Source organism: Rhodococcus sp. LMD, from assembly GCF_056108245.1.
The window spans coordinates 2833853-2857716 of record NZ_CM148557.1 but is presented as its reverse complement, the minus strand read 5'-3'; the positions used below and the strand labels follow the sequence as shown (position 1 = coordinate 2857716).

Sequence of the window (23864 nt, the reverse complement as noted above, 5' to 3'; positions counted from 1 at the left end):
CACCCGTCCGCCCACGCACGAGGAGGAGACTGTGCCCGAGACGACCGTGCCCGAGACGACAACCGGCGCCCCGACGGGTGGACCGGCATGAACGGGATCTCGTCGACGGTCTGGCTGCTGCCCGCGCTGCCGCTGTTCGGCGCGGTCGTACTGCTGCTGACCGGCCGGCGCAGCGACACGTGGGGACACCTGCTCGGCTGCGCGACGGCACTGGCCTCGTTCGCGCTCGGCATCGCCCTCTTCGTCGACATGCTCGGCCGCGACACCGCCGACCGCGCCGTGAACCAGGACCTTTTCGAGTGGGTGCCGGTCGCGGGACTGCAGATCGACTTCGGTCTCCAGCTCGACCAGCTGTCGATGTGCTTCGTGCTGCTGATCACCGGCGTCGGCTCGCTCATCCACGTCTACTCCGTCGGGTACATGGCGCACGGCCCCGACCCCTCCGGTCGCTCCGCTGGTTCCGCTGCGGGGGCGTCGGGTCGCTCCGCTGGTTCCGCTGCGGGGGCGTCGGGTCGCTCCGCAGGCTCCGCTGCGGGGGCGTCGGGTCGCTCCGCAGGCTCCGCTCCCGGACGCCGGTTGTTCTTCGCCTACCTCAACCTCTTCCTCGCGGCGATGTTGCTGCTCGTCCTCGCCGACAACTACTTCGGTCTGTACGTGGGCTGGGAAGGCGTCGGTCTCGCCTCGTACCTGCTGATCGGGTTCTGGCAGTACAAACCGTCCGCCGCGACGGCCGCGAAGAAGGCGTTCGTCGTCAACCGTGTCGGCGACATGGGTCTGGCCGTCGCCATGATGATCATGTTCGCGACGTTCGGGTCCGTGACGTTCGACGACGTCTTCGCCGGCGCCGACGGAGCGAGCGACGGCGTGCTCACCGCACTCGGCCTCGTGCTGCTGCTCGCCGCATGCGGCAAGTCCGCCCAGGTGCCCCTGCAGTCCTGGCTCGGTGACGCGATGGAGGGCCCGACACCGGTGTCGGCACTGATCCACGCCGCCACCATGGTCACCGCGGGCGTCTACCTCATCGTCCGGTCCGACGTGCTCTTCGACCTCGCCCCCACCGCGCAACTCGCCGTGGTGATCGTGGGCACGGTGACCCTGCTGTTCGGAGCTGTCATCGGGTGCGCCAAGGACGACATCAAGAAGGCACTCGCCGCCTCGACCATGAGCCAGATCGGCTACATGGTCCTCGCCGCGGGCCTCGGTCCCGCCGGATATGCCTTCGCGATCATGCACCTGCTCACCCACGGCTTCTTCAAGGCCGGCCTGTTCCTCGGGGCCGGATCGGTGATGCACGGGATGAACGACGAGGTGAACATGCGGCACTACGGCGGCCTGCGCACCGTCATGCCGATCACGTTCGTCACCTTCGGTCTCGGCTACCTCGCGATCATCGGCATTCCGCCGTTCGCCGGGTTCTTCTCCAAGGACAAGATCATCGAGGTGGCGTTCGGCGCCGGCGGTGCGGAAGGGATCGTCCTCGGCACGGCAGCCCTGCTCGGGGCCGGCCTCACCGCGTTCTACATGACGCGGGTGATGTTGATGACCTTCTTCGGCAGACGTCGCTGGGCCGCCGACGTCCACCCCCACGAGGCGCCCGCCGTGATGACGGCGCCCATGGTCCTGCTCGCCCTCGGCTCGGTCGGCGCCGGTGCCGCCCTCACTCTTGGCGGGGCGCTGCAGAACTGGCTCGAACCGGTGGTGGGGGCCACGGAGATCGAACACCTGCTCCCGGTGTGGGTGATCACCGCCCTCACCCTCGCCGTCGTGCTCGCCGGTGTCGCGGTGGCCTACCGGCAGTACGCCCGGCGCGAGATCCCCGACGCCGCCCCCGCCGACGTGTCGGCGTTCACCGTCGCCGCCCGCAGGGATCTCTACGGCGACGCCGTCAACGAGGCGGTGTTCATGCGGCCCGGACGGTCCCTGACCACGACCCTGGTGACCGTCGACGACAAGGCCGTCGACGGGGCGGTCGACGGGATCTCCGCCACGGTCGGCGCCCTCTCCGCCCGGATGCGGCACCTGCAGACCGGGTTCGTGCGGTCCTACGGCTTGTCCATGTTGGTAGGCGCGGCCGTCGTGGTCGCGGCGATGATGCTGGGGAGGCTGTAGTGGGCAACTTTCCCTGGTTGACGACCCTGTGGGTGGTGCCGCTCGTCGGCGCCGTCGTCGTCCTGGCGATTCCCGCCCGGATGCGGAGCCTCGCCAAGGGCGCCGCGCTGGCGGTCGCGGCCGTGGTGCTCGTGGTGGCGTGCGTGCTGGCGATCGGATTCGACCCGGCGGGCGAGCAGTACCAGTTCGTCGAATCGCACCCGTGGATCCCGGCCCTGGGCACCCGCTACACGCTGGGCGTGGACGGCATCGCGCTCGTGCTGGTGCTGCTCACCGCGGTGCTGCTTCCGCTGCTGATGCTGGCCGGTTGGAACGACACGACACCGGCCGAGCCCACCGGCACCGCCCGCCCCTCCACGCCGCGGCGAACCACACACCTGTACATGGCGCTGATGCTCTCGGTCGAGGCGATGGTGATGGTCTCGTTCACCGCGCTCGACGTGTTGCTGTTCTACATCTTCTTCGAGGCGATGCTCATCCCGATGTACTTCCTCATCGGGGGCTTCGGGGATCGGCTCGGAGATCGAGGCCGGCGCTCCCGCGCGGCGGTGAAGTTCCTGCTCTACAACCTGTTCGGTGGGCTGATCATGCTGGCGGCGGTGATCGGGCTGTACGTGGTCACCGCCCGGCAGGGCGCCGGCACGTTCGACTTCCGGGAGATCGTCGCCGCCGTCACCGACGGCGGTCTCGGTGCCGACACCGTGGTGCTCCACGCCCTGTTCCTCGGTTTCATGTTCGCGTTCGCCGTGAAGGCGCCGCTGTGGCCGTTCCACACCTGGCTGCCCGGCGCCGCGGTGCAGGCCACCCCCGCCGGGGCGGTGCTGATGATGGCCGTGGTCGACAAGGTCGGCACGTTCGGCATGCTGCGCTACTGCCTGCAGTTGTTCCCCGAGTCGTCGGTGTACTTCGCGCCCGTGATCGTCACGCTCGCGGTGATCGGCATCGTCTACGGCGCGGCGGTCGCCATCGGTCAGACGGATGTGATGCGTCTGATCGCCTACACCTCGATCTCGCACTTCGGGTTCATCATCCTCGGCATCTTCGCGATGACCAGCCAGGGCCAGGCCGGCTCGACGCTGTACATGGTCAACCACGGCATCTCCACCGCCGCGCTGTTCCTGATCGCCGGGTTCCTCGTCTCCCGGCGCGGATCCCGCGCGATCGCCGCGTACGGCGGCGTCCGCAAGGTCGCCCCCGTCCTGGCCGGGACGTTCCTCGTCGCGGGACTGGCGACCCTGTCCCTGCCGGGCCTGGCACCGTTCGTCAGCGAATTCCTGGTGCTGGTCGGCACCTATCCGCGCTACCAGGTCGCCGCCGTGGTCGCGGTGCTCGCGCTCGTCCTGTCGGCGATCTACGTGTTGTGGCTCTACCAGCGCATGATGACCGGACCGGTCACCGGCGGCAACGAGCACGTGCGCGACCTGGTGCCCCGCGAACTCGCCGTCGTGGTGCCGCTCATCGCGTTGCTCCTCGTCCTGGGCGTCTACCCCAAGCCGGCCCTCGACGTGATCACCCCCGCGGTCGACCAGGTCCTGGTCACCGTCGACCGGCCCGATCCGGAGCCCGCCGCCCCGCCCGAGCCCGTCGCGGGCGGGACCGGCACCGACACCCACGGAGGGACGCACAGGTGACTCCCTTGAACGGAACCCTCGTTCTCGCTCAGGCGATTCCGGCTCCCGACCTCCGCTACGGCCCGCTCTCTCCCATGCTGATCGTGTTCGGGGTGGCCGTTGCCGCGGTGCTCGTCGAGGCGTTCGTTCCCCGCCGCGGCCGGTACGCGAGCCACCTGCTGCTCGCGCTCGGTGGTCTCGGCGCCGCGTTCGTGGCCGTCGTCGTCCTCGCCGCGGGCCTGGACTTCGCCGCCGGCGCCGCACCCGGGTACAGCGCCGCGGTCGACGCCGTCGCGGTCGACGGACCCACCCTGTTCCTGCAGGGCACCATCCTGCTCGTCTCGATCCTCGCAGTGCTGCTCGTCGCCGAACGCGGCATCGAGCCGAATGCCCGCGGTGCCACGCCGGAGGGGCCGGGCGCGGCGGTGGCGACCGGGCGCGGCGGGGCCGACGCGTTCGCCCCGCAGGCGTCCGTGGTGCCGGGCAGCGTCGCCGAGCGCGAGGCCGCCGCGCAGGGGATGTCCCAGACCGAGGTGTTCCCGCTGGTGCTGTTCGCCGTCGGGGGGATGCTGCTGTTCCCGGCGTCGAACGACCTGCTCACCATGTTCATCGCGCTCGAGGTCCTGTCGCTGCCGCTGTACCTGCTGTGCGGCCTGGCCCGTCGGCAGCGCCTGCTCTCCCAGGAAGCGGCCCTGAAGTACTTCCTGCTCGGCGCCTTCTCCTCGGCCTTCTTCCTGTTCGGGGTGGCGCTGCTGTACGGCTACGCGGGCACCGTGCGCCTGGCAGGTATCGCCGACGCCGTCGCCGTCCGCGCGGACGGCGACGCGCTGGTGGTGATCGGTGCGGCGATGCTCGCGGTGGGTCTGCTGTTCAAGATCGGCGCGGTGCCGTTCCATTCCTGGGTCCCCGACGTCTATCAGGGGGCCCCCACGCCGATCACCGCCTTCATGGCGGCGGCCACCAAGATCGCGGCGTTCGGCGCGATGCTACGCGTGTTCTACGTGGCGCTGCCCGGACTGCGAGACGACTGGCGTCCCCTGCTGTGGGGCGTGGCGATCCTGACGATGGTGGCGGGCTCGGTGCTGGCCGTGACGCAGAACGACGTCAAACGGATGCTGGCCTACTCGTCGGTCGCCCACGCCGGTTTCATCCTCACCGGTCTGATCGCCGCCGACCGGGCCGGGCTGGCGTCGACGATGTTCTACCTGTTCGCGTACGGCTTCAGCACTCTCGGTGCGTTCGCCGTCGTGACCCTGGTCCGCGACGACCTCGGGGAGGCGACCCACCTGTCCCGCTGGGCGGGCCTCGGGCGGCGCTCGCCGCTCGTCGGCGCGGTGTTCGCCCTGTTCCTGCTCGCGTTCGCCGGCATCCCGCTCACCAGCGGGTTCGTCAGCAAGTTCGCCGTCTTCGGGGCGGCGGCGGGCGGCGGCGCCGTTCCGCTCGTGATCGTCGGCGTGGTCAGCAGCGCCGTCGCGGCGTACTTCTACGTGCGCGTCATCGTGCTGATGTTCTTCGATGAACCGGACCGCGACGCCCCCGCGGTCGTGGCGCCCAGCGCCCTGACGACCGTCACGATCGCCGCCGGGGCGGTGGTGACCGTGGCGCTCGGCGTCTTCCCGCAGCCGTTGCTCGAGCTGGTGGACCGGGTCGCGGTGTTCCTCGGTTGACGGTTCCGTGACGAGCGCGGGGATCCGGGCGGACGAGGACGCAGCCGCCGAACACGAACGCGGCCGCCCGCGCCGAAACCGCCGCCGCCCGCGCCCAAGTCGACGCTGCCCGCGAACACGCCGACGAACTGCGCACCGAACTACGCGGACTCCGTTCCACAACCTCGGGTCCGAGCGAGTCGCGATGACCCCGGAGGGGTGCACTCCTGTCCCCGTGCCGGCACCCGGCGAGCGGTCGACTCGGGTGGGGGCCGTCTTCGCGCGGGGCCGGGCAGGGGATGTGGCCGGGTGGGTGCTCGGTGAGACCGCCCCAGCCGGTGCCACGCCCGCGGTGTATGTCGGGCAGTTGCCGGCGCCGGGGTCGTAGCTTCGGTTACCCCGGGCTCCCGGTGCGGGAGTCGGTCCCGTCGCTGTTTGCCCTGACATGGTTGTCTAGAGCGTCGCTCCCTGGAACCGGGTCGCGAATGCACTGTCAGCAGTCCATCACGGCTGTTCCGTGCCGGGATCGGACAAACCGGTCCGCACGCGAGGGGGATACCGCGATGACCGACGGATACGACGCGATCACGATCGGATCGGGTTTGGGCGGGTTGACGGCCGCAGCGTTGTACGCCAGGGCAGGACATCGGGTCCTGGTTCTCGAACGCAACGACGACTTCGGCGGGGCGGCCACGACCTACCGGCACGGGGCCCTCACCATCGAAGGATCGCTGCACCAGACGTCCGGATTCTCGTTTCCGGAGTGTTCTGCGGGCGGGTCGGCGCCGGAACCGGCCCCGGCGGGGCCGAGCCGGGCGATCGTTGCATCGACTCGCCGGGAGGGATTAGGTTCGAGGTGAGCGGCGGCCGCGGGAACGGCCCGAAGGAGGCACGCGATGACGGCTTCCCGGGAACCTGAGTCGGACGCCTGGGCCGCAGTCCATGCGGGGAGGTCGGGGCTGGTGTGGTCGCAGCAGACAGTCGCGAGCGTGGGGGAGTCGATCACCTCGCTGGCCAAGGACACCCTGCCCGGCTCGGTCGGGGCCGGCATCACGCTGCTCGCCGCGGACGGCGCCGAGGCTCTTCGTGTGGGTCAAGACCGCGGACGAGATCCTCGCGAACCTCGCCCGCTACGCACCCGAATCAATGAAACAATCAACGACTCAGGACACCAGTCGGGAGTTCGAAACCCTCCGCGTCCACCAGGGAGTGGCGGTGAAAGACGTAGCGGATCCCGGTTCTTCGCGGCCGGAGACGAGCTGCTCTCCCCCGTAGTGTTACCCGACCGGTTCGATGTCGGGCAGTCTCCATGTCTTGTCGAACCACGGTTCCAGCGGACCGTAGAGCCGGACTATCGCGAACCAGCTCTTGCCGGGCAGGGTCTGGATCCAGTTGCGGCTGCCCTCGGGCCGTTCGGGACCGAAGTGGACGTCGACTGAGCCGTCCTCGTTCGAGATCATGTCGCGGTCGCTGGCAACGGTGGGCCATTCCTGGTCGGTCTGCAGCATCGACCGGGTCTGGGTGTCGTAGACGACGATCGACCAGAAGGTGTTGACCGGCACGTTCGGCGGGACGTGCAGCCGGTAGGACCTGCCGCCGTCGAAGGGCGCGTCGGTGGCGTCGACGAACGCCGTGACATACTGCGATCCGGCGCCGACCATCTCCGTCAGGTACGCCGGACTCGATCCGCTCCCTATGAAGCCGAGCGCGGCCGCGGCGTCGAGCACCGCGGCGCCATTGTCCTGGAACTGGTAACCGGCGAAGAGAAAGACCCGCCAGGCGCCGTCCGGGTAGTAGCGTGCCTCGGGCTGGCGGACCCGGTAGAGGAGCGCGCGGGCGGTCGCGTCGCCGACCGCGGCTGCCTCGGTCAGGATTGCCCGCATCCGCTCGTCGGGGTCGAACGGTTTGCCGTGCTGGATGCCGACGGCGGCGAACATCCCCAGCGTGACCGGGTCGGATGACTCCGGCAGCTCGGACTGCACCACCTCGTTGAGCAGCTCCCAGTACTGGTAGTCGGCAGCCGGGATGGTGACCCACGGCTCGAAGGAGACGTTCACGGATCGCATCGGCGGCGGGTCGTCGGCCTGAGCCAGCGGGTAAGCCCGGGTCTTCGCCTTGATCATGTCGGCGGCCGGATGCGGGTCGCCATGCTCGTCGCGGAAACCGCGCGAGACGAGGACCATCCCGTAGCTACGGGACCGCAACACGAAGTAGCCGTCCGGGACCTCGCCGTCGTATGCGGGCGGAAGGAACAGGTACTTGCCACCCTGGCCCTTGTCGGGTCCGGTCGCGCCGATGTCGACGACCCAGCGCCCCCACGAGTCGTCGATCAGGCCGTACACGTCGGGCGGGGCGTCCAGGACGACGGGTCCGTCGTGGAGGTCGATCCACATGTAGAAGTACACAACGGTCGTGTGCATCGCCGGTCCGACGGTGCACGGGTGGCACAGGTCCTCCCAGAGCGCCACCGTGGTGTTCGCCGGGCCCCAGCGCAGCAGCCCCCGGCGCCACGCCGCCCAAGACACCGGATGCTGCGCCAGCAGGTACGCCTGCACCGCCCGCTGGAAGTCCAGGTTGTCGAACAGTGTCCGGGTCGTCTCGTCGTCCGGGACTCCGTCGAAGAACCGCAGCGTGCCCAACCGGGTGCGGACCTCGTCCGGCATCTCGATGCCGGGCGGAATCGGGGTGCTGTTCGCAGGTGAGGTCATCGCGTCCTCCTGTGTCGATAGCCCTTGCCGAGATTCTCCGCCGCCGACCCGACGGCTCGCGCCACCTACTCGGGATGCGCCGTCTCAGCCTTCACTGTCTGCCGGATCGGCGAGGAGGAACGGGCGGCCAGATGTTCATGTCGTCTCCGGGGGCGGGCGGACCTGCCAGTCGACCGTCTGTCCCACCGCCTGCGCGTACCGTTCGAGGGTGGACAGGCGCGGATCGAGATCGCCGCGCTCGAGTCGGGCCACCGCCGACTGGGAGGTGCCCATCCGGGCCGCGACCAGGGTCTGGCTCAGTCCCTGCCGTCGCCGGGCCGCCGCCAGCTCGTCCACAAGCGCTCGCCGCCTATCGGAGAGACGGTCCACACCCGGGAACGACGTTCGACGAGGCGACGTCGACATATCGGCAATGCTATCTCGGCAATGCGCTACCGGACAGCGCCGTCGCCACGCCCCTTGACACGGGCGGCGCCCGGAACGATCCTCGACCCATTCCGAGACGGTCCCGCGTCCCGGGTCGATACGGAGCGCGCCATGACAATGCCTCGAATTCCGGATACGCGACGGTCGTACCTGCGGGTGCGGGACGTCGATCTGTACTGCGAGGACACCGGCGGTGAGGGCGAGCCCATCCTGTTCCTGCACGGGTTCTTCTTCGACGGGCGAATGTACGAGGCGCAGATCGCGGCGCTGCGGGATCGGTACCGCTGCCTCACCCTCGACTTCCGGGGACAGGGCCGATCCGGGCACGCCCGGACCGGATTCCAGCTCGAGCAGCTCACCGCCGACGTGCTCACCGTGATCCGGCGGCTCGACCTCGCACCCGCGCATCTGGTGGGGCTGTCGATGGGGGGCTTCGTCGGCATGCGCATCGGCGCGCGGGAACCGGACCTGTTGCGCTCGCTGACCCTGCTCAACACCGGCGCGACGCCGCATCCGCCCGTGAGGTACCCGCTGCACCTTGCCCTCACGGCCGTGGCCCGGCTTCTCGGGCCGTCGCCGGCCCTCGTGCTGCGCGGCATCGAGAAGGAACTCTACGGCGAACCGTTCCGCACCGACCCCGGCCGGGAGGCCGAGCGTGAGGTGTGGCGCAGGCGGTGGGCGACGGCCGACCGGTCGTCACTGGCGAACACGATGCTCGGCATGATGGTCCGCCCCGACATCCGGGACGAGCTGCCCGCGGTGAGCGTGCCGACGCTGATCGTCGCGGGACAACTGGATGTCGAGATGCCGCCGCGTCTCGCCCGCGAGATGCACGCGCTGATCCCGGGCTCGCGACTGGTGGAACTCGACGGGGTGGGCCACAGTTCGACGCTGGAGGACCCGGCCCGGGTCACCGGGATCCTGGAGAGCTTCCTCGCCGAGATCGGCTGACCGAGGGACCTCTCCCCCCGGATGCGGTCGTGGCCGCCGGTCCGTCCCGCACCCGGGCGACGGCGCCGTCACGACCTGCGCCCCCTAGATCGGACGGAACCCCGCCCCGGCCCCGCCCCGCGCATCGGCGTCGCCGACGACGGCCGTCATGCTCGTGCCGACCTCCGGACCGAGGCAGGCAACGGTGAGATAGCCGTTCACCATGCCGACGAGCGTGGTTCCGACCACCACCGGGCCTCCCGAGTCGCCGAGGTCGACGCACGTCTGCGTCCAGGTCTGCCCCGAACCGAACACATCGCCGTAGGCCACCCCGCAGGTCTGCCCCGTGGTGCGGCCCTGCTTGCAGACGATGTCCGGGAACTGCGCCGGACCCCCGATCCCCGTGATCGTCGTGTTTCCCACCCGATTCACGGGAACCACCTTCGCCGGCTCGAACACGATCACCGCGTAGTCCAAGTCCGCATCGGTGTAGGCGATCGTGCCGACCACACCGGCGTCCGGATCCGCCTCCGAGGCAACCGTGGAACCGGCGTTTCCGCAGTGTCCCGCCGTGAATCCGACCAGCCGGCCCCCGGAATCGGGACCGATCGTGGTGAGGGTGCAGTAGTTCCGGCCGTCCATGACGATGCCGGAGCCGCCGCCGAGGACGGCCGGATCGGCGGCCGCTGCAACACCGGTGCCGGCGAGCAGCGACGCGCCGACGGCGAGAACGAGGATGCCGAGTCTCATGGCGGGTGTCTCCCGAAGGTCGAGCGAACGAGCCGGACACGCGCAGGAACGGGAGGGTCGCGCGTACGATCCACCGCCCTCGGGCGCTGTTTCTCGATCATCCGCCGCACCGGGTGCTGTTCGCAGCGTTTTCCGGGACGGGAGAGTGCGGCGTGAGTCGACCCGGGAAGGGGAACGACCGCTCCCGGTCCCGGTCGGCCGGCCTTCCGCGGCGGCTCAGGGAATCGTCCGTGCCGCCGGGGCGTCGACCTCGAACCTTGCCGGCCGGACGAGGAACCGCTCATCGACCCAGTCCGGTTTCCGCGCCTCCCGCAGGCGCGCATCGGCTTCGGCGTACTTCGGAGCGGTCACCAGCCCGCCGACCCGGGGATTCCTTTGAACGGGCCGACGACCGAGCTGGTGATCCAGCCGCCGTAGAAACCGCCCGGTTGCGGGACCACCTCCTCGCCGTCGACGGTGCACCGGTCGACCTGGGCGGCCATCACCGCGACCGCCCCGGCGAGCGCCCGGAAGGCGGGGGAGGGATCGCGGTAGGTCCACGCCGCTTTCGGCGCGACCCGCGAGGCGGTCACCAGGTCGTAGTAGCTCGCCCTGCCCTTCCACTCGCACCACGACGAGCCCGGCGTCTCCCGCAGCACCCCGTCGGCGAAGGCTTCGGCGGGAAGGTAGTAGGTCGGCGGATGGCTGGTCTCCAGTACCCGCCAGGCGCGCGTGGTCGACGCGATGGTCCGGCCGCCCAGTTCCACGGTGATCGAGCCGGTGAAGGTCTCGAGGCGGGGCGGTCGGGGGTAGTCCCAGACCGACTCCTGCCCCGCAGCAGGTTCGACGGGTTCCGGCCGGGTTGTCACGGCGACCTCCTCGTGGTCACCTCCCCAGGGTACGAGGACGACCGAGGCGCCGGGGCTGCCGGGCGGGTGCCGGGCAACCGAGATGCCCCTGCGTTCCTGGGCGGCGAGCCAGGACCGCAGCACTGCGCGGCTCGCCGGTTCCGAGCCGTCGGGGCCGACGCGACCGGTCGATCCGTCCTCGGCCGTGTCGGTGTCCTCCGTTCCGGAGGGTGTCGGTGTCCTCCGTTCCGGAGGGTGTCGGTGTCCTCCGTTCCGGAGGGTGTCGGGGGACCGCTCAGAACAGTCGCCGCATGATCTTCAGCGCAGCCTGGGTGTAGGGCGGGTAGTTCATCGCCGGATCCGGACGGAACGGTTTGGCGAGCACCGCCTTGCGGTGGCTGAGCGCCTCGAAACCGTAGCGTCCGTGGTATGCCCCCATTCCGCTGGCACCCACGCCACCGAACGGCAGTTGTGGCGCGAGGACGTGCATGCCGACGTGGTTGATCACCACGGCACCCGCGCTGATTTGCTGCGTGATCTTCCTCTGGGTGCTCAGCGACTTGGAGAACACGTACGCTGCAAGGGGTTTGGGGCGGGCACCGACGAAGTCGAGGGCTGCGTCGACCGAGTCGACGGTGAGAATCGGCAGGATGGGCCCGAAGACCTCGTCCGTCATGACGGCGTCGTCGGGTGCCGGATCGACGATCACGGTCGGTTCGACGGTGAGAGAGTCACGATCGCACCTGCCGCCGGTGACGATGCGCCCGGTCGTGGACTCCAGATACGCCTCGAGCCGATCGAAGTGACGCTGGTTGACTACCCGCATCCCCGGCTGCGGTTCCTCGCTGCGGAACAGGGCGATCGTGTCGACGATCGTGTCGACGAGCGCGTCGCGGACGGACCGCTCGACCAGTACGTAGTCGGGCGCGATGCAGCTCTGTCCGGAATTGAGGAGTTTGACCCAGGCGATACGCCGCGCGGTGACCTCGAGATCGGCGTCCTCGGCGACGACGACGGGAGACTTGCCACCGAGCTCGAGGATCACCGGCGTGAGCTGCGGGGCGGCGGCGGCCATGATCTTGCGGCCCACCTCGGTGCCGCCGGTGTACAGGGCGAGATCGAAACCCTGCGCGAGCAGACTCTGGGTGAGCTCGGCATCGCCTTCGGCGACCACGACGGCCTCCGGGTCGAGGTAGTGCGGAATCAGCCGGGCGAGCAGCGCGGACGTGGCGGGGGCCAGTTCCGACGGTTTGATCACGGCACAATTCCCGGCGGCCACTGCCGCGACGAGCGGACCGAGCGTCAGATACACCGGGTAGTTCCACGGTGCGATGATCAGGACCACTCCCATCGGCTCGTACTGCACCCAGCCGAGCGCGGGAAACTGGTTGAGCGACAAGGGCTTCGGTCGAGGAAGCATCCAGCGCCGGACCCGCTTGCGGGCGTAGGCGGCTTCGGCCCGGGTGGAAGCGAGGTCGGCGAGCCAGGCTTCGACCGCGTTTCGGCCCAGGTCCTCCTGTAGGGCGGCCGCAATCTCGGCCTCGCGCTCGTCGGCGAGTTTCTCGATGCCGCGGAGCTGGCGGATGCGCCATTCGGCATCGCGCGTGCGTCCGGTCGCGTAGGCCTTCCGCAGCCGGGCCAGCAGTTCTGCCGATGTGTCGGTATCTGTGACGGTCACGGGGTCCTCCAGGCGAAAGTCGAGGGTTGATGTGCGGTGGGCTTGTCGCGGCGGAACGGCGGACGGCGACACGGGCGGCCGGGGCGAGGTCGACGACGACAGAACCTCGGGTGCGGGCCGTCGCGATGCGCCGGCGCAAGCAGCACCCGGGCGGCGGCCCGAGCCCGCGGCGGCGGGTGGCACCGAGTCGGGCGGTGCCGCGCCGACGCTCGGTGCCCTGACATCCGGCTCGGTGCCCTGACATCCGGCTCTGCGCCCTGACATCCGGAGCGATGCCCATCGCCACAGTCTAGGACCGCTGGTGCCCTGCGGATACGTGTCGGTCGGCCCACGTCGGTGCGCGGCAAGAGCCCGACGAGCAACTCGATCGGAAGGCCGCGGAGGTCCCCGAGCGCTCCGGACGGTATTCGTCCGAGGCGCGCCCACAGTCGTCTCGCACGCCGCACCGGTCACACTCGCACGAGCAGATCGCTGTGTCCGGGTGGGGGGCGGCGGATACCATCGAGTTCTCGGCGCAGGCACGACGGCTCTCGGATTGGAGCTCGATTATGGCCGATGATGCGAAGCTCCTCGACTATCTGAAACGGGTGACCGCAGAGCTCTATCAGGCCCGGGAGAAGCTTCGCGAGGTCGAGGGGGTGAGCCGCGAACCGATCGCCGTCGTCGGGATGGGGTGCCGGTTCCCCGGCGGGGTCCGCTCCCCACAGGACCTGTGGCACCTGGTGGAATCCGGTACGGAGACCGTCGCCGCATTCCCCGCGGACCGCGGTTGGGAAGCGGCGGACCTCTACGATCCGACGGGCCGGCAGGCCGGCCGGACGTACACGGTGCACGGCAGCTTTCTCGACGATGCGGCGGGTTTCGACCCGGAGGTCTTCGGCATCTCGCCTCGCGAAGCACTGGCGATGGACCCGCAGCAGCGACTCCTGCTCGAGACGAGCTGGGAGACCTTCGAGCACGCCGGCATCGATCCGCGATCCGTGCACGGCAGGCAGATCGGCGTCTTCACCGGTCTGTCCGGGATCGACTACTCGGCACGGGCGGGCGGCGCCCCGCCCGAGGAACTCGCGGGCTACTTCATCACCGGCACCGCGATGAGCGTCGCCTCCGGTCGTGTCGCGTACAGCTTCGGACTGAACGGACCCGCGATCACCGTCGACACGGCGTGCTCGTCGTCCCTGGTGTCCGTCCACCTCGCCATGCAGGCGCTGCGCCACGGCGAGTGCGAACTCGCCCTCGCCGGCGGGGCGACCGTCATGTCGACGCCCGCGGTGTTCGTCGAGTTCAGCCGGCAGCGTGGACTGGCCCGAGACGGGCGCTGCAAGGCATTCGCCGCCGCGGCCGACGGCACGGCGTGGGGCGAAGGCGTCGCGATCCTCGCGCTGGAACGCCTGTCCGACGCCCAGCGCAACGACCACCGGATCCTCGCCGTCGTCCGCGGCAGCGCGGTGAACCAGGACGGCGCCAGCAACGGCCTGACCGCCCCGAACAAGCAGGCCCAGGAACGGGTGATCCGGCAGGCCCTGGCCGACGCCGGACTCGGCCCGGCCGACGTCGACGCGGTCGAAGCCCACGGCACCGGCACCACGCTGGGCGATCCCATCGAGGCGTCCGCCCTGCTGGCCGGCTACGGCCGCGATCGGCCCCCCGACCGGCCGTTGTGGCTCGGTTCGGTGAAGTCGAACCTCGGGCACACCCAGGCCGCCGCCGGAGTGGCCGGCGTGATCAAAATGATCATGGCGATGCGTCACGGTGTGCTGCCGAAGACGCTGCACGTCGACCGTCCCACCCCCCACGTCGACTGGACCGCCGGATCGGTGTCCCTGCTCACCGAGAACCGGGAATGGCCGGCGACCGACCGGCCCCGCCGCGCGGCGGTCTCCTCGTTCGGCATCAGCGGCACGAACGCCCACGTCGTGCTGGAACAACCGGCCCCACCGCCGGACGCCGCGCCCCCCGAGGGGACCGACGGCTCGGACGACGTCGTGGCCTGGTTCGTGTCGGGCCACACCGAACCGGCGCTGCGCGCGCAGGCGCACCGGCTGCGGGACTACGTCGCCGGCCACCCCGAGCTGACCCCCGCGCAGGTGGCCGGCCCGCTGCTGACCTCCCGCGCGACCTTCCACCACCGCGCCGCCGTGCTCGGCGCCGACCCGCGCGCCCTGCTGTCCGGTCTCGACGCGCTCGGCCGAGGCGCCCCCGACCCCGGTGTGATCACCGGCGTCGCGGTCGAGGCGGGCGACCGGCCGGTGTTCGTCTTTCCCGGGCAGGGCGCGCAGTGGGTCGGCATGGCCACCGCACTGCTGGAATCCTCCCCGCTGTTCGCCGACAGCCTGCGCGAGTGCGCCGACGCCCTCGCCCCGCACACCGAGTTCGCGCTGCTCGACGTGCTCCGCGACCGCGATCCGTCCGCCCTGGACCGGGCCGACGTCGTGCAACCGGCGCTGTTCGCGGTGATGGTCGGGCTTGCGCGGCTGTGGCAGGCACACGGCGTCGAACCGGCGGCCGTGGTCGGACACTCGCAGGGCGAGATCGCCGCCGCCCACGTCGCCGGCGCGCTGACCCTGCCCGACGCGGCGCTCGCCGTCGCGGCCCGCAGCCGCGTGATCACGGAATCGGCCCGCCGCGGCGGTGGCATGGCGTCGGTGGGTCTGCCGGCGGACGCCGTGCGGCAGCAGATCGAACCCTGGGCCGGGACCGTCGGGGTGGCGGCGATCAACGGTCCGGCCGCGACGGTCGTGTCCGGCCCCGGCGACGCCCTCGAGGTGCTGGTCGCGCGGTGGCAGGCCGACGGTGTCCAGGCCCGGCGCATCACCGTGGACTACGCCTCCCACTGCGCGGACGTCTCGGTGCTGCGCCGGCCCATTCTCGACGCTCTCGCCCCGATCACCCCGCAGCGTTCGCGGATCCCGTTCTACTCGACGGTGACCGGGGACGTGATGGACGGCACCGCACTCGACGCCGACTACTGGTACCGGAACCTGCGCCGACCGGTGCGCTTCGAAGACGCGACGAGGTCCCTGGCCCGCGACGGGTACCGGCTGTTCGTCGAGTCGGGCAGCCATCCGGTCCTGACCGTGCCGCTGCAGGAGACCCTGGACGCGGCCGGCGTCGCGGGTCGCGCCCTCGGCACCCTCCGCCGCGACCGGGCGGGCCTGCGTCAGTTCACCGCCGCCCTCGCCGAGGCACACGTGTCCGGGGCGCACATCGAGTGGGGCCGGGTCGGGTGGGCTCGCCGCGCCGGTCACCGGCAATGGGTGGACCTGCCCACGTATGCCTTCCAGCATCGCCGCTACTGGCTGGACGGGGGCGCGCCCCGACGTGATGCCGCAGCCGGCATGGACGCCGGGGACCACCCGATGCTCGCCGCCTCGGTCGAGCTCGGCGACGGTCGCGGCGCCGTGTTCACCGGCGTGCTGTCGCCGCACCGACTGCCGTGGCTGAACGAGCACGCCGTGGACGGCACCGTCGTGCTGCCCGGCACGGCGTTCGTCGAACTCGCCCTGCACGCCGGGCACCGCGCCGGCTGCAGCCGTCTCGCGGAACTCACCCTCGAGACACCCGCGGCGATTCCCACCGGTGGGGAGCTCGCGGTGCAGGTCGCCGTCCTCACCGCCGACGACGCCGGGCACCGCACGGTGTCGGTGCACTCCCGTCCGGCGGACGCCGCGGCGCAGACCCCGTGGACCCGGCACGCCGTCGGCACCCTCACGGCGGCGGTACACACCGCGCCCGTTCCGATCCGGCCGTGGCCCCCGGCCGATGCGACGCCGATCGACGTGAGCGGCCTGTACGACGCGCTCGACGAGACCGGATACGGGTACGGGCCGACGTTCCGGGGCCTGCGCGCGGCGTGGCGCCGCGGTGACGACCTGTACGGGGAGGTGCGCCTCGGGGGAGAGGACCCCGCCGCGACGGTCGCCGGGTACGGGATCCATCCGGCGGTGTTCGACGCGGCACTGCACCTGATCGCGTTCGCCGCCGCCGCGGCCGGCGCCCGCGACCTGCGGCTGCCGTTCGCCTGGGACGACGTGCAGCTGCACGCCGTCGGCGCCGTCGCCCTGCGCGTGCACATCGCCCCGGCCGGACCCGAACGGTACCGGGTGGCCGCGTACGACACCGCCGGCCATCGCGTGCTGACCGCGCAGTCGCTGGCGCTGCGGCCGTTCGCCGGTCCGCGCACCCCGGCCGCCGCGACCGGCACCGGCCTCTACCGCGTGGAGTGGATCCCGGTCGACGCCGGCGCCGCGCCGACGGCGGATCTCACCCCGCTCGGGGAGGCGCTCACCGGCGGCGATCCCGCCGGCCGCACCCTGCTGCTGGCCGGGGAACCGGGCGACGAACCCGACGTGCCGACGCGCGCGCACGCCGCCGCGGAGGCGGCGTTGCGGGCGGTACAGGCGTGGCTCGCCGACGACCGTCTCGCCGAGACCCGACTGCTGGTGACGACGCGGCGCGCCGTGACGGTCGCCGACGACGAACCGATCGACGTCTGCGCCGCGCCCGTGTGGGGGCTGATCGGTGCGGTGCAGAACGAACACCCGGACCGGATCACCCTGGTGGACCTGGACCGGCCGCCCGGTGACCTTCCCGATCCCGGTGTGCTGTCCGCGGCCCTGGCCTGCAACGAACCACAACTGGCGGTCCGCGCCGGGACACTCCTCGCGCCCATGCTCGCGCCGGCGGCGCCCACCACCGATGCGCCGCACGGGGATCCGGTGCCGTTCGGCCCCGACGGCACCGTCGTCGTCACCGGCGGCACCGGCACCATCGGCCGGCTCGTCGCCCGTCACCTCGTGCGGCGGTACGGGGTGCGCCGGCTCGTGCTGACCGGCCGACACACGGTCCGCGCCGAGCGGGCAGCGGAACTCCGCGCCGAGTTCGCCGACGCGGGCGCCGAGATCCGCGCCGTGGCCTGCGACGTGGCCGATCGAGCCGCGGTGGCGGCCTTGCTCGATGCGGTCCCCGACCTGTCGGGTGTCGTCCACGCCGCCGGGGTGCTCGACGACGCCACCGCCGCCACCTTGACTCCGGACCAGCTGCACGCCGTCCTGCGCCCCAAGGTGGACGGTGCCTGGCATCTGCACGAGCTCACGCGCGATCGCGGTCTCGCGGCGTTCGTGCTGTTCTCCTCCGCGGCGGGTGTGCTCGGCGGCGCCGGCCAGGCGAACTACGCGGCGGCCAACGTCTTCCTCGACGCGCTCGCGCAGCACCGCCGCGCCGAGGGGCTACCGGGACTGTCCCTGGCCTGGGGGCTGTGGGACCGACCCAGCGGGATGACCGCCCATCTGAATGCGGCCGATCTGGATCGGTTGCAGCGCACCGGCATAGACACCCTCACCCCGGAGGCCGGGCTGGCCCTGTTCGATGCGGCACTCGCCGCGAACCGTGCGTTGACGGTGCCGATACGGCTCTCCACGCCCTCCCGCAGGCCCGACGGCGAGGCCCTTCCCCCGATCCTGCGCCGAGTGCTCGGCCCGTCCCGCCGGCGCGCCGCGGCCGCCCCGTCGGCCCCCGGCCTCGCCGACGAGCTGCGCGCGCTCGACCCCGCCGAGCGGCACGCCCGGGTCCTCGACATCGTCACCACGCACGTTGCGGCGGTGCTCGGCCACGACGGGAAGGAGGCCATCGATCCGGAGCGTGCCTTCAAGCACCTCGGCTTCGACTCGCTCACCGCGGTGCAGCTACGCAACCAGCTGACGACGGCCACCGGGGTGCGGCTGGCCGCGACGGTGGTGTTCGACCACCCCACCGCGGACGCGCTCGCCCGCGAGATCGCGGCCCGGCTGCTCGGCCCCGAGGACGACCCGCACCCGGCCCCCGCGGCGCGCCGGCACCGCGACGACGACCCGATCGCGATCGTGGGAATGGCCTGCCGATACCCCGGTGGGGTCTCCTGCCCGGACGAGCTGTGGCGCCTCGTCCGCGACGGCCGCGACGCCGTGGGCGCGTACCCCGACAACCGCGGCTGGAACCTCGACGAGGTGTACGACCCGGATCCCGAGCGCAGCGGCACGACCTACATGCGGGCCGGCGGCTTCCTCCACGACGCCGACCGGTTCGACGCCGCGTTCTTCGGGATCAGCCCCCGCGAGGCCGTCGCGATGGACCCGCAACACCGACTGCTACTCGAAAGCGCCTGGGAAGCACTGGAACACGCGCGAATCCCGCCGAACTCACCCGGTCTCACCGACACCGGCGTGTACGTCGGAATGATGGGCGGCGACTACGGATTCCACCTCATGACCCGGCGACACACCGACGCCGAGGGCTACCTCATGACGGGCACCAGCAACAGCGTCGCCTCCGGCCGGATCGCCTACTCGCTCGGCTTCACCGGTCCCGCGGTCACCGTCGACACCGCGTGTTCGTCGTCGTTGGTGGCGCTGCACCTCGCGGCACGGGCACTGCGCGACGGCGAATGCACCCTCGCGCTGGCCGGCGGGGCGACGGTGATGGCGACCCCCGGCGTGCTGATCGAGTTCAGCCGCCAACGCGGACTCGCCCCGGACGGGCGGTGCAAACCGTTCTCCGATCGAGCGGACGGCACCGGGCTCAGCGAGGGCGCGGGCATGGTCGTGCTCGAGCGGCTGAGCGACGCCCAGCGCCACGGCCACCGGGTGCTGGCCCTGATCCGCGGCTCCGCGGTCAACCAGGACGGCGCCTCCAACGGCCTCACCGCCCCGAACGGTCCGTCGCAGGAACGGGTGATCCGGCAGGCGCTGGCCGACGCCGCCCTCGACCCCGCCGACATCGACGCGGTGGAGGCCCACGGCACCGGCACGACACTCGGCGACCCGATCGAAGCCCAAGCGGTGCTCGCCACCTACGGGCAGCAACGCGACGGCCGGCCGCTGCGGCTGGGGTCGGTGAAGTCGAACATCGGCCACTCCCAGGCGGCGGCCGGGGTGGCCGGCGTGATCAAGATGGTGATGGCGATGCGGCACGGCGTGCTGCCGCCGAGCTTGCACAGCGACGCCCCGACCCGGCACGTCGACTGGACCGCCGGCGAGGTCGCCCTGCTCGCCGACCCGATCGCGTGGCCGCAGACCGGACGACCCCGCCGCGCCGGCGTCTCCTCGTTCGGCATCAGCGGCACCAACGCCCACCTGATCCTCGAGCAGCCCCCCGACGTCGCCGCCCCACCGGCCCCGCCCCGGCCGGCGTCGCCCCTGGTGTGGGTGCTCTCCGCCAAGACCGACGAGGCGCTGCGCGCGCAGGCCGCCCGGCTGACCGACCTCCTCGACACGCAGTCCCCGCCCGACCCCGCCGACCTCGCCTACTCGCTGGCCACCACCCGGTCCGGCTTCACGCACCGCGCCGCCGTCACCGGCGAGACGCTCGCCGACCTGCGCGACGGCCTGACCCGCCTCGCCGAGGGACGCGCAGGCGGCAACGCCGTCACCGGGACGAGCACCCGTGGGAAGACGGCGTTCATGTTCACCGGCCAGGGCGCGCAGCGGATCGGAATGGGCCGCGGCCTCTACGACACCTACCCGGTGTTCGCCCGCGCCCTGGACGAGACCTGCGCCGCGCTCGACGAACACGTCGACACCCCGATCCGGCAGGTGCTCCGGGGCGACGCGGACGACGCCGCCGCGAAACTCGACCGCACCGAGTACACCCAGCCGGCCCTGTTCGCCGTCGAGGTCGCCCTCTACCGACTACTGCGGGAATGGGGCCTCACACCCGACTACCTGATCGGGCATTCGATCGGAGAACTCGCCGCGGCCCACGTCGCGGGCGTGTTCAGCCTGCCCGACGCCGCCGCCCTGGTGGCCGCGCGCGGACGACTGATGCAGGCCACCGCCCCCGGGGCGATGATCGCCGTCCGGGCACGCCCGGAGGACATCCGGTCGCGGATCGACGGCCGAGTCGACCTCGCCGCGGTCAACGGCGCCGAATCCGTGGTGCTCGCGGGGGCCGCGGCCGACGTGCACACCGTCGCCGCCGAACTGTCCACCGCAGGGATCCCGGTCACCCCGCTGCGGGTCGAACGCGCATTCCACTCGGCGCTGATGGACCCCGTCCTCGACGAGTTCACCACCGTCGTGTCGAGCACGGCGGCGCAGCCGCCGACGATCCCCGTCGTCTCCACCCTCACCGGGCGCGTCGCCACGGCCGAGGAACTGACGTCACCGCAGTACTGGCGCCGGCACCTCCGCGACGCCGTGCGCTTCCACGACGGCATGCGCACCCTCGCCGAACTCGGCGTCACCCGCTGCGTCGAGATCGGACCCGGCGCGGGCCTGGCCGCCCACGCCGCCGAGGTCGTCGCGCACCCGATCGCCGCGCTGCCCGGGCGCGGGGACGACGCCCGGGGGTTCGTCGAGGCGGTCGCCGCCGCGTCCGTGCAGGGCCTGACGATCGACTGGGATCGGGTGCTGCCCGGCCGCCCGGTGGACCTGCCCACGTACGCCTTCCGGCGCCGCTCCTTCTGGCCGTCGGCGCCCGCACGCACCAGCGGTGATCCGACGGAGCTGGGGTTGAGCCCCGCGGAGCATCCGCTGCTCGGCGCGGCCGTGACCCTCGACGACGACACCACCGTGTTCACCGGAGCGCTGTCCCGGCACCGGGATTCGTCGCTCGCGGCGCCGCAGCCCGACGACGGCGCTCCACCGACCGACGCTCCGCAGACGCTGATACCAGCCGTCCTGGTCGAGCTGACCCTGCACGCCGCCCACCACGTCGGGTGCGAGCGCATCGCCACTCTCACGCTGCACCACCCCCTGGTCCTCCCGGCCGCGGGGCTGCTGCCGATCCGGGTGCTCGTGTCGCCCGCCGGCGACGACGGCGCGCGCACCGTCACCGTCTCGTCGAACATCGGACCGGCCGACGGCCCCTGGGTGCGGAACGCGTCGGCGACCGTCGACGACGTGCCCGCAGCGCCACCGGACCGGCTCCCGGGCGACACCGCGACCGAGGTGCGCCTCGACGACGACCTCGACCCGAGCGGCTTCGGCATCCATCCGCACCTGCTGCAGGCGGCGCTCGACCCCGTCCTCGGCCCGGACGACTGGCCGCTGACCTGGTCGGGAACCCGGCTCCACCGCACCGGTGCGCGGGCGGTGTCGGTGCGGTTCGGGACGGGCGAGGACGGGCGGCATCGCGTCGTCGCCGCCGATGCCGACGGCGCGCCGGTGCTGACCGTCGAGGCGCTGCACGTGACACCCCGGGCGGACGACGGGCACGGCGCGGGCCCGTCCGGCGCGCGGCGACTGCACCGGCTGGCCTGGACCCGAATCGACGACGTCCCGTCCGCGCCGCCGCCCGGGCCGCTGGTCGTGCTCGGCGACGCGGATCTGGGCTCGAGCTTCCCGCGCTGTCCCGACGCGGCGGCGCTGCGCACCGCGAGGGCAGCCGCTCCCGACGACGGGCGGCCCTGGACGGTGCTGGTGGGATGCGGCACCGACGGCGACCCGGGGCCGGAGGCGACCCACCGCCTGTGCGCCCGGACGCTGCGACTGCTGCAGGACTGGCTCGACGACGCCGAGTTCGCCGACAGCGTGCTGGTGGTCGTCACCCGCAACGCGGCGGCCACCGGCGAGGAGGCCGACGGGCACGACGTCGACCTCGCGGCTGCGGCCGTGTGGGGTCTGGTGGGCTCCGCGCAGAACGAGAACCCGGGGCGGTTCGTGCTGCTCGACCTCGACCGCGAGACGGACGTGGACGTGGCGATCACGTCGGCCGTGGCCAGCGGGGAACCGCAGGTCGCGGTCCGGGACCGAACGATGCTCGTGCCCCGACTGCGGCGCATGCCGGCCGTCGAGCGGTCCGGACCGCTGTTCGATCCCCGCGGCACCGTGCTCGTCACCGGCGGCACCGGCACGCTGGGAACGTCGGTGGCGCGCCACCTCGTCAGCGCACACGGGGCGCGGCACCTGGTGCTGACGAGCCGGCGCGGACCCGACGCCGAGGGAAGTGACCGGCTGTGCCGCGAACTGCGCGGTGCGGGCGCCGAGGTGACCGTCGTCGCCTGCGACACCGCCGACGAGGCGGCACTGGCGGGGCTGTTGGCCCGGATCCCCGCCGAGCACCCCCTGACCGCGGTGATCCACGCGGCCGGTGTCCTCGACGACGCCACGCTCACCTCGCTCACTCCCGACCGGCTCGACGCGGTGCTGCGGCCGAAAGTGGACGCGGCCTGGCACCTGCACCGGCTGACCGCCCGGGTCCACGCCTTCGTGCTGTTCTCGTCGCTCTCCGGGGTCCTCGGCGCGCCCGGGCAGGCGAACTACGCGGCGGCGAACCGGTTCCTCGACGCCCTCGCCCAGCACCGGCGAGCCCAGGGCCTGCCCGCGGTGTCGATCGCGTGGGGAATGTGGGCACCGCCGAGCGCCATGACCGGCAGGCTCGGCGCGGGGGATCTCGCCCGGGCCCGCCGCAGCGGTCTGGTTGCGATGAGCGAGGCCGACGCCCTGGACCTGTTCGACAGTGCCGTCGCCGGCGACGCCCCCGCGGTGGTGGGGGCCCGGCTCGAGCACCCCGATCCGGCCGGGCCGTCCGTTCCCGCCCCGCTGCGCGGACTCGTGCGGCAGTCGCGGCCCCGCGCGGCGGGATCGGGGTCGGCCGTGTCCGGACCGAACGGATCCGGGCCGTCCGAGTGGGCGCAGCGGCTCACCGAGCGGCCGGTGCCGGAACAGCGGCACCTCGTGCTGGAGCTGGTGCGAGCCGGCGCTGCCGCAGTCCTGGGCCACGATGCGTCGGACTCGGTCGATCCCGACCAGGCGTTCAAGGAACTCGGCTTCGACTCGCTCGCCGCGGTCGCCCTGCGCAACCATCTCGGTGCCGCGACCGGTCTGCGGTTGCCGCCGACGGTGGTGTTCGATCATCCCAGTCCCCGGGCCGTCGCCGAGTTCCTGCGCGCCGAGCTGGTCCCGGATCCGGTGTCGGTGGCCGTCGCCGGGATCGACCGCCTGCGGGCGGCCGTCGCCGAACTCGGCGCCGACGACGAGGCACGCGCGGCGGTCGCGCGGCGGCTCGAAGCCCTGCTGGCCGACCTCGAGGGAGCCGAGGGGAGCCGCGCCGACACGGTCGGCAGGATTCACGCCGCGACCGGTGACGAGATCCTCGACATCATCGACCGGGGTCTGTGAGCCGGCGAGCGGTCTCCGAGTGACCGCGGAGGAGGTGGTCTGCGCAACGAACGCCGGCCCCTCCGGTCACGGAGGGGCCACCGT

At 72.1% G+C, this 23864-nt stretch carries 11 protein-coding genes; 6 read left to right on the top strand and 5 right to left on the bottom strand.

Annotated elements, in window-relative coordinates:
* Positions 1-87: 87 nt before the first annotated feature.
* The 4 genes from nuoL to ACWPQI_RS13085 all read left to right on the top strand — a co-directional run bounded on the left by nuoL (position 88) and on the right by ACWPQI_RS13085 (position 6225).
* On the top strand, positions 88-2109 hold the full coding sequence (nuoL, locus tag ACWPQI_RS13100; RefSeq protein ID WP_102031161.1) for an NADH-quinone oxidoreductase subunit L: 2022 nt from the start codon (positions 88-90) through the stop codon (positions 2107-2109).
* Entirely contained in the window at positions 2109-3740 is a 1632-nt protein-coding gene (locus ACWPQI_RS13095; protein ID WP_010595355.1) for an NADH-quinone oxidoreductase subunit M, read from the top strand. Before nuoL ends, ACWPQI_RS13095 begins: the two co-directional genes overlap by 1 nt.
* A 74-nt stretch (positions 3741-3814) precedes the next feature.
* On the top strand, positions 3815-5386 hold the full coding sequence (nuoN, locus tag ACWPQI_RS13090; RefSeq protein WP_230831670.1) for an NADH-quinone oxidoreductase subunit NuoN: 1572 nt from the start codon (positions 3815-3817) through the stop codon (positions 5384-5386).
* Between the two features lie 278 nt (positions 5387-5664).
* The gene (locus ACWPQI_RS13085; protein ID WP_307718188.1) at positions 5665-6225 is read left to right on the top strand and encodes an NAD(P)-binding protein; all 561 of its coding nucleotides are present in this window, start codon (positions 5665-5667) and stop codon (positions 6223-6225) included.
* A 417-nt stretch (positions 6226-6642) separates the two neighbouring features.
* Here the strand turns inward: ACWPQI_RS13085 and ACWPQI_RS13080 are convergent, their stop codons facing one another.
* Together ACWPQI_RS13080 and ACWPQI_RS13075 are read right to left on the bottom strand one after the other, a co-directional pair.
* The gene (locus ACWPQI_RS13080; RefSeq protein ID WP_474738376.1) at positions 6643-8073 is read right to left on the bottom strand and encodes a DUF1254 domain-containing protein; all 1431 of its coding nucleotides are present in this window, start codon (positions 8071-8073) and stop codon (positions 6643-6645) included.
* A gap of 135 nt (positions 8074-8208) precedes the next feature.
* Positions 8209-8409 carry a helix-turn-helix domain-containing protein gene (locus tag ACWPQI_RS13075; RefSeq protein WP_228287191.1) on the bottom strand — a complete coding sequence of 67 codons (201 nt, stop codon included), beginning with the start codon at positions 8407-8409 and terminating at the stop codon, positions 8209-8211.
* Between the two features lie 201 nt (positions 8410-8610).
* Between ACWPQI_RS13075 and ACWPQI_RS13070 the strand changes: the two genes are divergently transcribed.
* Complete coding sequence (locus ACWPQI_RS13070) at positions 8611-9450, top strand: alpha/beta fold hydrolase (protein ID WP_201027022.1); 840 nt, start codon at positions 8611-8613, stop codon at positions 9448-9450.
* Between the two features lie 84 nt (positions 9451-9534).
* Here the strand turns inward: ACWPQI_RS13070 and ACWPQI_RS13065 are convergent, their stop codons facing one another.
* The 3 genes from ACWPQI_RS13065 to ACWPQI_RS13055 all read right to left on the bottom strand — a co-directional run bounded on the left by ACWPQI_RS13065 (position 9535) and on the right by ACWPQI_RS13055 (position 12684).
* The gene (locus tag ACWPQI_RS13065; RefSeq protein WP_017681585.1) at positions 9535-10179 is read right to left on the bottom strand and encodes a chymotrypsin family serine protease; all 645 of its coding nucleotides are present in this window, start codon (positions 10177-10179) and stop codon (positions 9535-9537) included.
* Between the two features lie 347 nt (positions 10180-10526).
* Positions 10527-11027 carry a DUF427 domain-containing protein gene (locus ACWPQI_RS13060; protein ID WP_040272773.1) on the bottom strand — a complete coding sequence of 167 codons (501 nt, stop codon included), beginning with the start codon at positions 11025-11027 and terminating at the stop codon, positions 10527-10529.
* A gap of 274 nt (positions 11028-11301) precedes the next feature.
* Positions 11302-12684 (bottom strand): aldehyde dehydrogenase family protein, encoded by a 1383-nt coding sequence (locus ACWPQI_RS13055; protein WP_010595361.1) that lies wholly within the window; start codon positions 12682-12684, stop codon positions 11302-11304.
* A 548-nt stretch (positions 12685-13232) separates the two neighbouring features.
* On the opposite strand from ACWPQI_RS13055, the gene ACWPQI_RS13050 reads away from it, so the two are divergent.
* Positions 13233-23780: an SDR family NAD(P)-dependent oxidoreductase gene (locus ACWPQI_RS13050; RefSeq protein ID WP_474738375.1), complete on the top strand. Its 10548-nt coding sequence runs from the start codon at positions 13233-13235 to the stop codon at positions 23778-23780.
* Positions 23781-23864 lie beyond the last annotated feature (84 nt).

What these genes read in the sequence shown, in the direction of transcription:
- nuoL (WP_102031161.1), top strand. Translation starts at nt 88, where the DNA reads ATGAACGGGATCTCGTCGACGGTCTGGCTGCTGCCCGCGCTGCCGCTG.
- nuoN (WP_230831670.1), top strand. Translation starts at nt 3,815, where the DNA reads ATGCTGATCGTGTTCGGGGTGGCCGTTGCCGCGGTGCTCGTCGAGGCG.
- ACWPQI_RS13080 (WP_474738376.1), bottom strand. Translation starts at nt 8,073, where the DNA reads ATGACCTCACCTGCGAACAGCACCCCGATTCCGCCCGGCATCGAGATG.
- ACWPQI_RS13065 (WP_017681585.1), bottom strand. Translation starts at nt 10,179, where the DNA reads ATGAGACTCGGCATCCTCGTTCTCGCCGTCGGCGCGTCGCTGCTCGCC.
- ACWPQI_RS13070 (WP_201027022.1), top strand. Translation starts at nt 8,611, where the DNA reads ATGACAATGCCTCGAATTCCGGATACGCGACGGTCGTACCTGCGGGTG.
- ACWPQI_RS13085 (WP_307718188.1), top strand. Translation starts at nt 5,665, where the DNA reads ATGTGGCCGGGTGGGTGCTCGGTGAGACCGCCCCAGCCGGTGCCACGC.
- ACWPQI_RS13050 (WP_474738375.1), top strand. Translation starts at nt 13,233, where the DNA reads ATGGCCGATGATGCGAAGCTCCTCGACTATCTGAAACGGGTGACCGCA.